At 54.2% G+C, this 16,416-nt stretch carries 14 protein-coding genes; 2 read left to right on the top strand and 12 right to left on the bottom strand.

From position 1 onward, the window contains the following. Nucleotides 1–20: 20 nt before the first annotated feature. The 10 genes from ADINL_RS06070 to ADINL_RS06025 all read right to left on the bottom strand — a co-directional run bounded on the left by ADINL_RS06070 (nucleotide 21) and on the right by ADINL_RS06025 (nucleotide 12,875). A complete protein-coding gene (locus ADINL_RS06070) occupies nucleotides 21–1,802 on the bottom strand; it encodes a PilZ domain-containing protein (RefSeq protein WP_036544887.1) in 1,782 nt (593 codons plus the stop codon). A 261-nt stretch (nucleotides 1,803–2,063) separates the two neighbouring features. Next, nucleotides 2,064–3,398, bottom strand: coding sequence for an ammonium transporter (locus ADINL_RS06065; RefSeq protein ID WP_036544885.1), 1,335 nt, complete (start codon nucleotides 3,396–3,398; stop codon nucleotides 2,064–2,066). Between the two features lie 284 nt (nucleotides 3,399–3,682). Beyond that, complete coding sequence (locus tag ADINL_RS06060) at nucleotides 3,683–5,008, bottom strand: FMN-binding glutamate synthase family protein (protein WP_193364958.1); 1,326 nt, start codon at nucleotides 5,006–5,008, stop codon at nucleotides 3,683–3,685. Between the two features lie 10 nt (nucleotides 5,009–5,018). Beyond that, nucleotides 5,019–5,702: a GltB/FmdC/FwdC-like GXGXG domain-containing protein gene (locus ADINL_RS06055; RefSeq protein WP_036544883.1), complete on the bottom strand. Its 684-nt coding sequence runs from the start codon at nucleotides 5,700–5,702 to the stop codon at nucleotides 5,019–5,021. Nucleotides 5,703–5,712: 10 nt separating this feature from the next. Continuing rightward, nucleotides 5,713–6,618: a class II glutamine amidotransferase gene (locus ADINL_RS06050; protein ID WP_036544881.1), complete on the bottom strand. Its 906-nt coding sequence runs from the start codon at nucleotides 6,616–6,618 to the stop codon at nucleotides 5,713–5,715. Nucleotides 6,619–6,641: 23 nt separating this feature from the next. Then, entirely contained in the window at nucleotides 6,642–7,976 is a 1,335-nt protein-coding gene (glnT, locus tag ADINL_RS06045; protein WP_036544878.1) for a type III glutamate--ammonia ligase, read from the bottom strand. Continuing rightward, nucleotides 7,976–8,464 carry a hypothetical protein gene (locus ADINL_RS06040; RefSeq protein ID WP_036544876.1) on the bottom strand — a complete coding sequence of 163 codons (489 nt, stop codon included), beginning with the start codon at nucleotides 8,462–8,464 and terminating at the stop codon, nucleotides 7,976–7,978. Before ADINL_RS06040 ends, glnT begins: the two co-directional genes overlap by 1 nt. Further along, entirely contained in the window at nucleotides 8,464–11,373 is a 2,910-nt protein-coding gene (locus ADINL_RS06035) for a glycine cleavage T C-terminal barrel domain-containing protein (protein ID WP_036544874.1), read from the bottom strand. The genes ADINL_RS06040 and ADINL_RS06035 overlap by 1 nt, the downstream gene beginning before the upstream one ends. Next, nucleotides 11,357–11,623, bottom strand: a complete 267-nt coding sequence (locus ADINL_RS06030; RefSeq protein ID WP_036544870.1) for a sarcosine oxidase subunit delta — start codon at nucleotides 11,621–11,623, stop codon at nucleotides 11,357–11,359. The genes ADINL_RS06035 and ADINL_RS06030 overlap by 17 nt, the downstream gene beginning before the upstream one ends. 10 nt (nucleotides 11,624–11,633) lie before the next feature. Next, on the bottom strand, nucleotides 11,634–12,875 hold the full coding sequence (locus ADINL_RS06025) for an FAD-dependent oxidoreductase (protein WP_036544868.1): 1,242 nt from the start codon (nucleotides 12,873–12,875) through the stop codon (nucleotides 11,634–11,636). Nucleotides 12,876–13,267: 392 nt separating this feature from the next. Here ADINL_RS06025 and ADINL_RS06020 point away from each other — a divergent pair, with 392 nt between their 5' ends. Further along, nucleotides 13,268–13,864: a helix-turn-helix domain-containing protein gene (locus ADINL_RS06020; protein WP_036544866.1), complete on the top strand. Its 597-nt coding sequence runs from the start codon at nucleotides 13,268–13,270 to the stop codon at nucleotides 13,862–13,864. An 83-nt stretch (nucleotides 13,865–13,947) separates the two neighbouring features. Beyond that, nucleotides 13,948–14,454, top strand: coding sequence for a ubiquinone anaerobic biosynthesis accessory factor UbiT (ubiT, locus tag ADINL_RS06015; RefSeq protein WP_051632597.1), 507 nt, complete (start codon nucleotides 13,948–13,950; stop codon nucleotides 14,452–14,454). Here the strand turns inward: ubiT and ADINL_RS06010 are convergent. Both ADINL_RS06010 and ubiU read right to left on the bottom strand, forming a co-directional pair. Next, complete coding sequence (locus ADINL_RS06010) at nucleotides 14,435–15,343, bottom strand: U32 family peptidase (protein WP_204368200.1); 909 nt, start codon at nucleotides 15,341–15,343, stop codon at nucleotides 14,435–14,437. The genes ubiT and ADINL_RS06010 overlap by 20 nt on opposite strands. A gap of 9 nt (nucleotides 15,344–15,352) precedes the next feature. Beyond that, nucleotides 15,353–16,348 (bottom strand): ubiquinone anaerobic biosynthesis protein UbiU, encoded by a 996-nt coding sequence (ubiU, locus tag ADINL_RS06005; RefSeq protein WP_036544862.1) that lies wholly within the window; start codon nucleotides 16,346–16,348, stop codon nucleotides 15,353–15,355. Nucleotides 16,349–16,416: the final 68 nt, after the last annotated feature.

Genomic DNA, 16,416 nt, shown 5'->3' with positions numbered 1-16,416 from the left:
ACTGCCGCATTTTCTCTGTATCAGCGCGCGTCACGCAGCGGCATTTTCAGCAAGGACGCGCCTATTTCGAAACGCAGAGGATTGACCGGACGCTCAATATACAGCCCCGGCTGATCGGTGAGACACAGATCTTTCGGGGGGATCAGACTGTTGAATTTGAGGTTGTATACTAAACGCAGATGTGTGGGCTGACGTTGTTCATCCTGGCGCATCACCAACCCCAGCATCTGATTGTTCAACTGTACGGCAGACCCCAGCGGATACTTGCCCTGCTGTTTCAGGATCAGGCGCACACTGGGTGCATGGAACTCAGCGGTGCGCTCTGCCACCATTTTGAACGCGCGTAGCGGGTGGTAATGCCAGTCGCAGTTGTACCAGCACTGACTCAAGCGCTCCAGTGCATACAGTGTTGCTGCCAAGCGACTGACACGGTTCAGCTGCGCATCCCCCCGCTGTAATAAACCGCTGCCATCCAGGCGTTCATGGCTGTCACGAACCAAATGAATCGCTTCCACACTCAAGCGGGAGCCATGTGACAGCGTCTCAATCAACTGTAGCTGCTGTTCCATCCAGATGGACCGTTGTTCCGGCTCACCCTCAAGATCCGTCTGTTGAATGCCGCCCGGTAACAGAGCGCGTGACAGCTCATGGAACAGCCCCCCCAGCATCAGTTGTTCCAGCAAGGCAGGTTTCAGCTGATCGCCATACTGGGTAGCCAGAGTGTCCACCAGACTCAGTGCAAAGCTTACCGAATGCTGAAACAGATAGGTGTCTGCGTCTCGCAATCGGCTTAACAGCAAAATGCCCTGACGATCTTGCCGCCAGGCCTGCAGCAGATGTTGAGCGGCTTCTTCCGCCTGATCCAGCGGCAGTGTTTTGGCACTGCGCAATGCTACAATCATGCCCTTGATCGCGCTGATAGCTGACTGATGAGCACGCCGAATATCGATGGGCATAGAATCAACCGGAGTCGGCACCGGTTTGACAGACTCAGCAGGCGGCGGGGAAGATTTAATCGCCTGCCCTGCCATAACGCGATGTTCAGACGGTACAAACACTGCAGGTGTACCGGAAGGATGCCCACCATGACGCAGATGGTTGATGTAATCCCGCTGCAGATCAGCCACGAGACGGGTCAACTGCTGTTGCTGCACCGTTTGCAGCGACTCGAAACTGCATCCCAGATCAGTACGTTGTTTTACCGGGTCGTAGTGGCTGCGCATAATCCGTAGATTGGCATTGAAGCTACTGCTGTCGGGGAAACTGAGCGTTAGTGGCAAGGGTTCAGACAACTGACTGAAGTCAGCCTGACGATCACCACTGAGTTCAATGCGACAACCTTCGGCAGACAAGTCTTTTAATAACCCGGTGACCGGTAACTCATCCACAAAAGGCAGACTGGCAAAGATATCCAGCAACGGACGCACCGGAGCACGAAAGGAACGCCGACGCTGCAGAAAATGTAGCTGGCTGGGTATAGCTGCCTGAAACCCGGCTTCAGCAGCAACGTCTTCGATCGGTGACAGGCGCACATCACTCAGCGTTAACAGGCAACCATTCAAGCGAGTGGTGAGTGTCAAGTTACGGTTTTTCAGCAACACATGACGCTGTTGGGGCAAGGGCATATCAAAACACATGATCCCCTGTTCACTCTGGATAGATGCCAGATAGGTCGTCAGTCGATTCTCGGAATCCTGAGGCTGAATAGTGATCGGCGTTGCCGTTTCACTTAATTTCACCAACATCTGCCGAATCTCCCGGGCGGAGGTGATCAGCTGTCCTTCAGGGGCCTGTATGCTCATGAGTATGTTCCATCCTTTTTATACAATAGTGCTTTTCAGCTCAGCATGAACAGGCGATTTATTGTTTTAATATTTTTTCTTAACAAACACTAACACATTGAATAAATTTAATTTTTAAACAAATATAGCGTTTATATTCCCACAGATACCGTATGAAATTCTGACAATAATAGACACAGTTGATAAAAATGTCCATGCCTCAGACCCTGAACGAAAAAGGCCCTCACGGGCCTTTGATGGAGGGCTTGTTTCACATGACGACTAGGAGGTAGCCGCCTTGGAAACCGGGTTGACTCGCGAAGGACTCTGTCCAGAATCACCACCCGAGTGCATTTCAGATGCCTGAGAGGCCGGACCAAATTCCGGATAGGCCAGCATGCCACATTCGTGGATATCCATACCGTCCATCTCTTCCTCTTCACTGACACGCAGCGGCATCACTTTATTCAGAATCACCAGCACGATCATACTGGCAGCAAACATCCAGGCAATAATCACCAGAGTACCGATCAGCTGCCCCATGAAGGTGGCATCCGGATTACTCAACAGCACCGCAAAAATCCCCCAGATACCCGCAGTACCATGTACAGAGATAGCGCCAACAGGGTCATCCAGCTTCAGCTTGTCCAGCATCAGCACCGACAGCACCACCACGATACCGCCAACAGCGCCGATCAAAACAGCCAACCCGGCACCAGGCAGCAGAGGTTCAGCGGTAATCGACACCAGTCCGGCCAACGCACCGTTAATGGTCATGGTAATATCTGTTTTGCCAAACAGCATGCGGGCAAACAGGGCTGCCACCACGGCACCGGCCGCTGCTGCCGCATTGGTGTTGACGAAGATCTGGGCCACAGCATTAGCCTCTTCAACATTGGCTATTTTCAGCTCTGAACCACCGTTGAAACCGAACCAGCCCATCCAGAGAATGAACATACCCAGCGTTGCCATTGGCAAGTTGGCGCCCGGAATCGCTCTGACCTCTCCATTCGGGCCATATTTTCCTTTACGTGCACCCACCAGAATCACGGCTGCCAACGCGGCAGAGGCACCCGCTGCATGTACCACAATGGATCCGGCAAAATCCTGGAAGCCCAGTTCGTCCAGAAAGCCACCACCCCATTTCCAATAACCGGATACCGGATAAATAACACTGACCATGAACACAGCAAAGACCAGGAATGGCCACAGACGCATACGTTCAGCAACGGCCCCGGAGACAATTGACATGGTCGCAGCTGCAAACACAGCCTGGAAAATAAAATCAGCCATGTTGGAGTAATAGGGAGCATCCTCGCCGCCCATGACCACATCGTCGACAGAGTTATCACCTCCCAGCAGGAAGTCGATACCTGGAATCACGCTGCTGACCGGGCTACCCGGATACATGATGTTGTAGCCGACAAACAGATAAACTGTACAGGCCACGCCATACAGCAGCACATTCTTGTTCAGAATTTCCACCGTATTTTTGCTGCGCACCAGACCCGCTTCGAGCATGGCAAAACCCGCCGCCATCCACATCACCAGTGCGGTACACATGAGAAAATAAAAGGTATCCAGGGCATAGCCCAGTTCCAGAATCATACTATCCATGCCAAACCCCTCCAGTGTTCTGTGCGTGATTGCTCTGCATCGTCACCACCCTTACAAGTTAACTTTTGAGAAATTAAATTTCTTTTTAATAAACAATTAACGGTATGAAATAATCATGCCAATATATTATTAGCTTATTAAAATCAAATAATTAGAATATAAAAACTCTGAGACAAACAGACATCATGAGCACGCTTGCACCAGGAATGTGCTTCAGTGTCATTTAATTGTGCAGATGCAAAAACACCGGCCTGTAGCCGGTGTTTTGAAAGAGTCCAGACAGGTCAGAATCCCTGTCCGGGAATCCATTGCGTGCCTGCCAGCGGCACGCGTGCCATGGCGGCGGCTTCAACGGTCAGCGCGACCAGATCTTCCGGCTCCAGATTACGCAGGTCATTTTTGCCACAGGCACGCGCCAGCGTTTGAGCCTCCAGTGTCAGCACCCGCAGATAGTTGGCCAGTCGACGTCCGGCCTCTTCAGGATCCAGACGGCTCATCAGCTCAGGGTCTTGAGTGGAGATACCCGCCGGGTCCTTGCCCTCATGATAGTCATCGTAATAGCCCGCCGCAGAGCCAATCTTCTCATAGTCGGCCTGCCATTTCGGATGATTACATCCCAGTGCAACCAGCGCAGCAGTTCCGATGGCAACAGCATCGGCACCCAGCGCCATACATTTGGCTACGTCCGCACCATTGCGTATGCCACCTGAAACGATCAGCTGTACCTTGCGGTGCATCCCCATTTCCTGCAGGGCCTGTACCGCCTGGGGGATTGCCGCCATGGTCGGAATACCGACATGCTCGATAAACACATCCTGGGTAGCAGCGGTCCCTCCCTGCATACCATCCAGCACAATCACATCAGCGCCAGCCTTGACTGCCAGCTTGACATCATAATAGGTGCGTGTCGCACCAATCTTGATATAAATTGGTACCTGCCAGTCAGTGATCTCACGTAATTCCTGGATCTTGATAGCCAGATCATCCGGCCCCGTCCAATCAGGATGGCGGCAAGCGGAACGCTGGTCGACGCCTTTTGGCAGGGTTCGCATCATGGCAACACGATCCGTTATTTTCTGCCCCAGCAGCATACCGCCACCACCTGGTTTGGCCCCCTGCCCCAGCACCACTTCAATGGCGTCCGCCTTGCGAAGATCATCCGGGTTCATGCCATAGCGAGACGGCAAGTATTGATACACCAGCTTACTCGACTGACCGCGCTCTTCTGGCGTCATCCCGCCATCCCCGGTGGTGGTTGAGGTGCCTACAGCTGACGCTCCACGCCCCAGTGCTTCCTTGGCATTGGCAGATAGCGCTCCAAAACTCATACCCGCGATGGTGACAGGCGTTTCGATGACGATCGGTTTTTTCGCAAAACGGGTACCCAGGGTGACCTGAGTGTTGCACTTCTCACGATAACCCTCCAGAGGATAGCGGGACATACTGGCCCCGAGAAACAGCAGGTCATCGAAATGCGGCAAGCGGCGTTTGGCCCCGAAGCCGCGAATATCATAAATACCGGTATCCGCTGCACGCTGTATTTCGGCAATGGTATGACGATCGAAGGTTGCAGACTCACGCAATCCGGGTTTTACATTAATATCACTCATGATGAAGTCCTCAGTAAGCCGCTGCGTTATCGACTTTAAAGTTGTAGAGTTCACGTGCTGAGCCATAACGGCGGAACTGAGCTGGGTCTTCATTCACTCCCGCCCGATTCAGCAGTGCAGCCAGCTCTTGCAGATGCTCATCGCGCATCTCTTTCTCAACACAATCTGCTCCCAGGGATTTCACCTGCCCTTTGACATAGATGTGTACCTCATAGAGCGAGTCCCCCAGTGCATCACCGGCATCACCACAGACCACCAGCGTACCGGCCTGCCCCATAAAGCAGCTCATATGACCGACATTACCCTGCACCACGATATCCACACCTTTCATTGAGATACCGCAGCGCGCCGCTGCATTGCCTTCAATCACCAGCAATCCACCATGTGCGGTGGCACCGGCGGACTGAGAGGCATCACCTTTGACCCGGACACTGCCAGACATCATGTTCTCGGCCACGCCCTGTCCAACATTGCCATGTACCACGACATGGGCTTTCTTGTTCATACCGGCACAGTAGTAACCGGCATGACCCTGAATATCGATGGACAGGTTCTGGTCCAGACCACACACCAGATTGTGCTTGCCTGCAGGTTGCAGCACCTGCCATTCGCGCTCGGTACATGTCTGCGCCTGGTCATGCAGTGCCTGATTCAGTTCACGTACACTGGTCTTGCTTAAATCAACTGTTTTCATCATCAGCTCCTTACTGACCCTGACGTTCCCAGGCATAAACGGTGGCGGGTTCAGGTTCCCAGACACGGGCCTTCTCAATACCCGGCAGACTGGTCAATGCCTGATATTCCGATGCCATCGCAACATAGTCTTCCGTTTCAGCCAGTACCGCCGGCTTACAGGCAATCGGGTCACGAATCACGGCAAAACCGTTACGCGTGCCTATGGTGAAGGTAAAAAAGCCATCCAGGTCCTGTAACGCACTTTCCAGGGCCTGTTTCAGCGTATCCCCCTGGCGTAACCGCCAGGTGAGGTAACCGGCAGCCACTTCAGAATCATTTTCGGTTTCAAAACTGATCCCCTCGCGTCGCAGCGCTTCACGCAAACGATTGTGGTTAGACAGTGAACCGTTATGCACCAGACACAAATCCATACCTGTTGAAAAGGGATGACTGCCTTCCATGGTGACCGCTGATTCAGTCGCCATACGGGTGTGACCAATAATGTGTGTGCCCTGCATCGACGCCAGTGAGAAACGCTCGGCAATCTCCACTGGCAGGCCCACCTCTTTGAGGATCTCAATGGAACGACCAATACTGAGAATCAGCACATCAGGTGCATGTTCAGCAAACCATTGCCGCGCAGCACTCTCGTCAGCCGCCAGTTTGAACACCGCAACATTGGCGTTCTGGAACCACTCCAGACTGGCACTCAGACCGGTTTTGGCCTGTTCAGCCAAGTCTTCCCAGTCAAATTCTGTATCCGGATGACGCAGGGTCAGCTTGATACTCTGTTCGGCAACTTCATCGCCATAGATAGCAAACCCGGCACTGTCAGGCCCGCGGTCCGTCATGGCGATCAACATGGGTTCAAACAGCTCACCCAACCGTGCCTCCAGGGCCGGATTTTTCAGGTAAAGCCCTACAATTCCACACATGGTGTTATCCTCATTCAACCTGATCAGAAAAATTCAGCGTACTGTTTCAGTTCCCAGTCGGAGACATGGCGGCTGTACTCTACCCACTCCATCCGCTTGATATTGATAAACTCCTGGACAAAGTCGGCTCCCAGGGCCTCGCTGAACATAGGGTTCGCTTCCAGTGCATTGATCGCTTCATCCAGGTTTTGTGGCAGCACGCCGATGCCCTGTTCCAGACACTGCTGACGATCAAGTTCATAGAGGTTAATGTTATGTGGCTCGCCCGGGTCCAGTTCGCGCTCGATACCATCCAGACCCGCAGCAATCAATGCAGCATGTACCAGGTAGGGGTTGCAGCCGGAATCGGGCAGGCGAAACTCCAGTCGGCCATAGGGAATACGAACCATGGCAGAACGATTGTTGTCGCCATAACAGATGTAGGCAGGCGCCCAGGTCGAACCTGACAGTGACCGTCCAACGACCAGGCGTTTGTAGGAGTTGACGGTAGGTGCGGCAAAAGCACAGAGCGCCGGAGCGTGGTGCAGCAGACCTGCAATGAAGTGATACGCCAGCTTGGATAATCCCATGCCACTGCTATCAGATGCATCATGGAACAGGTTGCGTCCCTGCGCGTCGCTGATCGACAGATGGAAATGCATACCGTTGCCGGTTCGACTGGAATCCGGCTTCGGCATGAAGGAACAGACCATACCCAGCTTGTTAGCAATTTCACCCGCCGCCATACGCACGAACGTAAAGCGATCTGCAGAGGTCAAGGCATCACTGTAGGTATAATTGATTTCAAACTGACCGTTAGCATCTTCGTGGTCGATCTGATACACATCGAAATCAACTGCCTGCAAAGATTCGACCAATTGTTCCAGAAATTCGCGAGAACGAGACAGCCCCTTGTAGTCATAACAGGGTTTGTCCAGTACATCACTTTCGTCCACCGGCATCAGTTTTCCTTCGGGCGTTTTGCGAAACAGCGAGAACTCCGGTTCCAGACCGGTATTCAAGGTCCAGCCTCGCTGCTCCAGACGCTGCAACTGCTGTTTTAACAGTACACGGCTGCAGAAAGGATGCGGCTTATCATTCACATAGCCATCGCAGGCAAGACGTGCATAACCCGGCTGCCAGGGCACCGCGCTCAGGGTATTCAGGTCACCACGAGCCATAAAATCCGGACCATGTGGCTGCATGCCCATTCCCCAAACCGCAAAGCCTGCAAAACCGGCTCCTTTTTCAACCACATCCATCAGGGTATGCACAGGAACGGATTTGGTCTTGGCCACACCATGGATATCAACAAACTGAGCCAACACATACTTGATCTTGTGTTCGCTGATAAAGCTCTGAACATCGGTCGGCAACATCATACATCTCCTCGGTCAACAGAAGTCTGGCCAACATCGTTGATGACGGCCTCAAAAGTGTGTGCCAGATAAGCACTGAATCCAGGATCACAGCCCAGCAACAGGGTGTCGGGGCGGTCAGCAGGGGCGTATAGCCAGCAATTGATGCCGGCAACAGCCAACATCTGCCAATCTCCCGGACGCATCTGACGAAAATCGAACTGGCACAGCTGTGCCATCACCGCCAACCAGTCAGCCCCGGACAAGCGGAAAATCGTGTCATGGCGCTGAAAGCACCACTCACCCACCGGAGCGCTACCGCCGCTGGGCATAAACACCATAAATTCATCACGGCCAGTCCGTGCCACAATCGCAGCATCGGCCTGAAGTGCAGACAAAGGCCCATCAGGGACAGGCAGTCCTGCGCCGGTCAGCGCAGACGTGCTGTCCGGACCGGTCATAATCCAACCCTGCCAATCCGCCAGGCGCTCAAAATTCAGCTGAGTCATCAGGCCACCTCCTCAAGATTGACTCGTTGACGGGCACCGTCCGGGTCATAAAAGGGCAGACTGGTCAGCTGCGCCTGAATGCGCTGCCCGTCATCCACCTGAATTTCCACCTGCTCAGCCGTATCTGCCAATGGCAGATCCAGCATGGCCAGCGCAATCACTACGCCCAGTGACGGACTGAACGCGACACTGGTAACACGCCCGACCATCGCCTCTGCGGCCATAATTAGATGGCACTCCTTGACCTGATCCTGAGGTGTACCCGGTGCCAGACGGAGGCCTACAAGGCGCCGCTGGCAGCGTGACTGCAGCAGTGCCAGAGAAGGTTTGCCGGTAAACCAGACTTTGCTTTTCAGCGGCACAGCCCAGGCCATACCTGCTTCATAAGGATTGGTCAGTCCATCGGTGTCCTGACCGACGATGAGGTGTCCTTTTTCCAATCGCAGAATACGCTGCGCCTCGACACCAAAAGGACGAATGCCGACGGATGATCCGGCCTGCATCAAGGCTTGCCAGACCGTTACCGCAGCCGAGTGAGGCAGGTGAATCTCATATCCCAGCTCACCGACAAAACCCACCCGGATCAGACGTACCGGATAGCCACAGAGCTGACCTTCACGCATGCCCAGATAAGGAAATACAGCGTCATCCAGATCGATATCGGTCAACGACTGCAATACACGTCGACTGTGAGGACCCGCCAGATTGATCGCCGCAAGGGAACCGGTACGATTGACCAGACGTACATTCAGACCGGCACACTGAATCAGTTTTGACAGCTGTTTGAAGGTGGCATCAGCATGGCTGGTGGTGGCAGTAACGTAGAAGCGATCATCACAGATGCGCCCGACAATGCCGTCATCGACGATGACTCCTGAATCATCCACCATCAGGGCATAGCGGGTCATACCCACTGCCAGAGTCGACATTTTCATGGTGTATGCACAATCCAGCAGTCTCGCGGCATCCGGCCCCATCACTTCGATCTTGCCCAGTGTCGAGACATCGATAATACCCAGCGCCTCTCTGACTGCCTGTACTTCTGCCTGAATACTGCTTCGCCGCTGCTCAGCTGGACCATAGTACTCCGGGCGCAGCCAGACACCCGCTTCCATGAACTGCGCACCTGACTGCTGATGCTGCTGATGCAGCGCGGTGAGTCGTTGCGGACGAAAGCGCCGTCCGGCCAGCGCGGCAACAGGAACCGGATGAAAAAATGGCCGCGCGGTCGTTGAGCCAGCCGCGTCGATACTGACACCCTGATAACGTGCCAGCACCCGAATGGCATTCATGTTGGCGTGTTTGCCCTGGCTAGGTCCCATACCGACTGTCGAGAAGCGCTTGAGCAATTCAATATTGTCAAACCCCTCCTGCATCGCATGGATCAGGTCACGGAGCTGCAAATCTTCGTCAAAATCGATGAAGTTTTTGCCCTTGGGATGCTCAACAATAGGCCAGGGATGGCTATGAGGTTGATCATCGCGGCAGGCTGCCAGATCACGGGAAATTGGCGTTCCTGCCAACCAGGCAACCGCCTCCTCCGCTGCCGCCCGGGCATCGGCCAGACGCTGTTCCAGAGTATAGGCACCGTTGAGGCGACCACAGACAAAGATGCCATCAGGTAAATGACTTGGCAGCAATTGCTCCAGCCCGGGCTGATAACTCAGTTTCCCTCCGGCCTGGTAGACCAGCTGAGCTGCGGACGACCAGCCCGTACTCATCAACAGCAGGTCGCACGCGAGTGTTTCCGTGCGGCTCAGGTCACATTCACCCTGGTGCCAGGGAGCCAGTACCACCTGCTCCAGCCGGGTCGCCCCACAGGCTTCATAGACACAACTCTGTTGCCAGACCGGCACACCCAGGTCGACCAGCTTGCGTGCCCACTCACCCCGGCTGCTCAGCGCGCCCATATCTATGACTGCAACCAGCTCTACACCTGCGGTCTGAAGATCCAGCGCCGCACGGTAGCCTTCGTCATTAGCCGTCAGGACCACTGCACGCTTGCCCGGTTTGATTGCATAACGACTGATCAGGCGCTGGGCAGCGGATGCCAACATCACACCTGGTAAATCGTTATGACGAAACACAGCAGGCTGTTCCATCACACCACCCGCATGAATCACAGCACGGCTGCGCAGCTTGATAATGCCGGTGGGTGTCAGCAGCGGCAGGTAATGGTCGGTATACCAGCCACAGGCCAGGGTTGAACACAGTACACGAATCCCTGGGTTCTGGTGCACTGCGGATTTAAGCCGCTCACGGTGACCCGCCGCGGCCGTCTCATTGACCAGTTGATAATCCAGACTGCCGCCAAGATGCGGGTTCTCGTCAACCAGCACCACATCCAGACCCGCCTGTGCTGCACTGAGGGCTGCCTGCATACCACTGGCGCCCCCGCCAATGACCAGCAGATCGGCATAGACGTATGATTTTGGCTGACGCTCGACGGTCCATTGAGTATTGACTTCACCCAGACCGGCTTTACGCCGAATCAGTTTTTCCCACACAGGAAACAGGCGACGCGGCTTATGGAAAGCCTTGTAGTAGAACCCCACTGGCATAAAGCGGGACAGATGCCCAATCCAGCTGTCTCGATCATGATCGAGGCTGCCCTGAACATTACAGGGACGCAGAGTCAGCCCCTCAGTCACCTGAGTCACATCACCTCGCAGATTGGGATGTGACTCCGACTGAAACAGTGCATTGACATCATGATTGGCAAGACTCAGCACACCTCTTGGACGATGGTATTTGAAACTGCGGCCCAGCAACTGGCGGCCAGATGCCAGCAGAGCCGATGTCACACAATCACCTTTGAACGCTTTATAGGACTTGCCTTCCAGCGTAAACGTGATCTGTTCGGAGCGATCGATCCACTCCAGGGGTTGGGGATTAAGACGGGAGCTCATAACGTACCTCAGCCAGATCGACATGACCGACAACACGGTCAGTCAGGGTGTCACGCATCAGGACATACCAACGTCCGCTAGGACGGTGATACCACCACTCTCTCAACACACCCGGAGCACCATTGCGGTTGAATACATAGTCACTCCAGGCCGCTTCATCCGCTTCAAACGGCGGTACCCGAACTTCACCCATGTAGTCAAATTCACTGATGGGACGGGCGCCTATCACCGGACAATCCAGTAATTTCATGTCAGACTCCTCAATGTCCTACCGATGCCGCACCCTTCTCGCCGACCAGATCAAAGTCAGCAAAACGGGACAGGCGGAAGGGTTCGATCAACTCATGATTGCGGTCATTGGCCAGGGTCCAGGCGAGGGTTTTGCCACTGACCGGCGTCGCCTTGAAGCCCCAGGTGCCCCATCCAGCATCCAGATAGAAGCCCTGCAACGGCGTTTTCCCCATAATCGGTGCAAAATCAGGCGTGATATCACTCATGCCAGCCCACTGGCGCATCACTTTGAGACGACTGACAAACGGAAACAGATCCAGCATTTTGTCGGCCAGACCTTCGGTAAAGTCGAAGCTGGAACGGGTGGAGTGCAGTACCGCCGGGTCCACCGATGCCCCCATGACCAACTCACCACGTGAAGACTGGCTGACATAGACATGCAGACTGCCGGAGACCACGATGGTATCCATGAAAGGCTTTACTGGCTCGGTGACACAGGCCTGGAGCGGGAAGATTTCTATCGGCGTACGGATGCCGACCATTTCAGTGATACGCGGTGTTGAGCCTGCTACCATCGACACCACCTGATGACAACTGATCGAACCACGATTGGTGTCAACACCGCAGACCCGACCCGACTGAGTGCGTATCGCAGTCACGCGGGTTTTCTGATGTATCTCCACGCCACGGTTATAGGCTCCGCGAGCATAGCCCCATGCAACCGCATCATGTCGGGCAACCGCGCCCGGTGCGTGGTAGAGCGCGCCCATCACCGGGCTCTGTCCACCACACTCAAGATCCATATACGGGACTTCGCTGGCAATCTGCTGACGGTCCACCACTTCGCTGGCAACCCCCAACTGCTTATTCACTTCGGCACGCCAACGCATGGTCCGCAGAGCACTGTCGGTATGCGCCAGGGTGAAATGACCGCGTGTCGAGTAGAAAATATTCAGATCAAAATCATCTGCCAGATCTTCAAACAGCTTGACGCTGGTATCGTAGAACTTCACCCCTTCCGGCGTGAGGTAGTTGGAACGCACGATGGTGGTGTTACGGCCCGTATTCCCGCCACCTATGTACCCCTGTTCCAGTACCGCCACATTGGTAATGCCATGTTCTTTGGCCAGGTAGTAGGCGCAGGCCATGCCATGACCACCACCACCGATAATGACCACGTCATAATGGTTTTTTAAAGGTTTGGTCTCGGGGAAAAAGCGTGGTTCATCATGGCTGGATTTGAAGCCATGTTTCAGCAAACGCCAAGGCATGATGCTCTCCCGGTCAGATGCAATGCAGACAGAACCACTGACGCAGGCATGACCGAATGATCAGCCATACCCAAACCTTTGCTAATCGGTGTAAACTCTTGTTTAAAGCCCTTTCGCTGACTAGTGCTTTTCATCATCGCGAACCATCCGTTTACTTTTAAGAAAGTTATTTTCTTTTAAGTAAAGCAACAAGCTTGCCAGCTTCTGCAGATTGAGCGCATGAATTGCCTAAAAGCGTGCTAAATGACTGAAATTATTATTTATGATAATTTTTATATACTGGAAGGAAATATTTAGCACTCAACAGCACGCACTCCGGGCTCACTATGACTGGATCAAAACGCACTCAAACAGGGCGTGTTGACCTTGAATTGCACCAAAGGAAAACAGACATGCAGGACTTACACGACCCCAAACTGCGCCTGGAGCAGTACATCGGCATGAAAGTGAAGCGCAAACGCGTGGAACAGGGACTCAAGATCATCGACGTTGCCCGTATTGCCGGACTCAGTCAGGGGATGGTCAGTAAAATCGAAAATGCCCAGGTCTCTACCAGTCTGGATACACTGAGCCGTTTATGTGATGCCATCGGCCTGACGATCTCCACCCTGTTCAGTGACTATGACCGTCCAGAAGGCGGTGCCCAGTTGACACGCTCGGGCGAAGGCATGGAAGTGGTACGTCGTGGAACCGAGAAAGGCCACACCTATCAACTGCTCAGCTATCAGCGTGGTAAAAAGAAAAGCTACGAGCCTTTCCTGATCACCATGGACGATGCATCAGAGGTATTTCCAACCTTCTCACATCCCGGACAGGAATTTATCTACCTGCTGGAAGGTCGCATTCTCTATCGGCACGGCAACCACCTATATGAAATGGGTCCCGGTGACAGCCTGTCATTTGATGCTGAAGTCCCACATGGACCTGAAGCCCTGATTGAGGTGCCGATTCGGTTGCTGTCCGTCATTCATTATGATGACACACAGTAACGCCGGATTGATCCGTATCAACACAGTCATGCACTGAGGCGTTTACCCTAGACATCTCTGAATATCCCGGATGAGGAACCGCCATGCTGAAGTTGTTAACGGATCGCTTACCCTCCCCTGCTCCCATGCTCCGACGCCTGGACCGCTGGGTGCCCTGGTCGTTGAAATGCCAACTGGTAGAGCCGCAACTGAATCAGCTGTTTGGCCGCTATATCCGTGAAGGTGAGTTTGACCTGCTGGCAGAGCGCTTTATCACGCTTCGACTGCGGGATCTGCAGATACAGCTGACACTCACGCTGGAAAATGAGCAGCTGCGCCTCAGCCAACAGACAGGTGAAGTAACTATCAGTGGCGACCTGGAGACCTTTATCCAACTGGCGCGCCAGCAAGCCGATGCGGATGGCCTGTTCTTTCAACGCAAACTGGTACTGGAAGGCGACACTGAACTGGGACTGGGCGTGCGTAATCTGCTCGACAGCCTGGAGTGGTCACTGGCGGACTCCCGTATCGGTACGCTGTTGTTGCAACTTGAGGCACTGCGCCAGCGTTTACCCAGCGCAGTGAGGCCCTTTAGTCCATCAGTGGGTTAACCCGGTCCATGCCCGGACGTCCAAACCAGTAACCGTTACAATCCTGCTGCGCATGCAGCGGGATTTCCTGCCCCAATGGCAACTCACCTGAACGCATCCGGTCGAACTGACTGACCACCGCTGCCATCCCTTCGGCCTGTGGACTCAGACGCACTACCTGAACCCCATGACGACGCATTAAGGGTAACTGATCAAGCAGATTGCAGCAGGCACCAGACAGCGTCTGAATGCCATTCAGTACAAACACATCCCGTGATTCCTGGGTACGCATCGGTAAACCGGCAGCATACTGCTGGCAGACAAATCCACAACGGTCCTTGGGCAAGTCATGATAGCGTGCCGTAAAACAGCGCGATGACCAGGCCAGAGGCAGGTGCCCGTAAGCAAACACCTCAGTCTCCAGATCCAGTTGCTGCTCTGCAATTCCCTGCTGCAGATCTGCCAGCGTCTCCCGGCTTAACTCCACCGGCAAACACCAGCGTTGCAGACCCAGAGCGGACAGGTTCGACAGGGTTCTGAGATTGTATATGTTCAGTGAAGGTCCGGTCGTAAAAGGCAGCTCAGCCTCGGTCAGATAATACAGTGCACTCTGATCATTGGCCTCAACCTGCCAGCCCTGCTCTGCAGCCAGATCCAGCAAACGGCGTAACTGTTTAAGATCGGCTTCCGATTCAATCAACGCCTGCGTCGACAACACCACCTGCTTACCGGAAGCCACCAAGTGTTTACCGATACGCTCCCAGTCATCCAGCTTGAGTTCCCGGCGGCGTGAGCAAACCGTTTCTCCCAGATGCACAACTTCAACAGGCCATTCAGCCGCCTGTTGATAAAAGGCATCCACCTGCTCAGCAGGCCAGTAATAGAGTAATGGGCCTAAAGATAACTGCATCATATGTTCCTATTTCCACTTGCGGTGATAAGCACCCAGAGTCGTCAAACTGCCCTCGGAGAGTTGACTGAGCTGCGCAGCCCAGGCCTGCATGCGCACCGAATCCGGCTCAGCAGCACCTGCCGCATCCACTGCCTGACGCCAGACACGTGTGACCTGAGCAACATAGGCCGGACTGCGCTGACGCCCTTCGATCTTCACAGCTGAAATACCCAGCGCTTTCAGCTTCGGCAACAGATCCAGCGTTGACAGGCTGACCGGCTCTTCCAGTGCATGATAGGTTTCATCGCCAACGGCAAAGCGGCCCTTGCAAAGGGTTGGATAACCCGCTTTCTCTCCAGCCTGAAAACGATCAATCAGCACACCATTGAGACGCGCCTCCAGCCCCTGATCGGTTTCCAGCCAGCGCACGGCTTTGGCTGGTGAACAGGCACCCCGGGTATTGGGGGACTCATCCGTCAGGTATGAAGAGAGGTAACAGCGCCCTTCCGCCATGATACACAGACTGCCAAAGGCAAAGACTTCCAGCTCAACCGGGCTTTGACGCGCCAGATCCTCGACCTGACTGATAGACAGTACCCGCGGCAAGACCGCACGTTTGATGCCAAACTGCTGCTGGTAAAAACGCAGGGCGGCATGACTGGTCGCCGAACCCTGTACAGACAGATGGCGTGACAGATCCGGATGGGTTTGTGCCGCATAATCCAGCAGCCCCATATCCGCCAGAATCAGAGCATCCACCCCCAGGCTGGCAGCCTGATCAACAGCGGCGGTCCACTCCCGCCAACCATTCGGCTGAGGATAGGTATTGATCGCACAAAACACCTTGCAACCCCGGCTTTGGGCGTACTCAATCCCTTCATTTGCACGTTTGTCGGTAAAATTCAGGCCAATAAACTGACGGGCATTGGTGGCATTCTGAAAACCGAAATAGACGGCATCCGCGCCTTCATCAACTGCTTTTTTCAGTGCCGGAAGATTTCCGGCAGGACAGACCAACTCCATGCGTACCTCCAAAAATTTGGGCAAGCATAGCAGTTCAACTGCCGTGATAAGTTGATATGAGTCATGAT

Source organism: Nitrincola lacisaponensis (assembly GCF_000691225.1).
Lineage (GTDB): Bacteria > Pseudomonadota > Gammaproteobacteria > Pseudomonadales > Balneatricaceae > Nitrincola > Nitrincola lacisaponensis.
The sequence above is the reverse complement of the archived record's forward strand: the minus strand, read 5'-3'. Positions and strand labels throughout refer to the sequence as shown.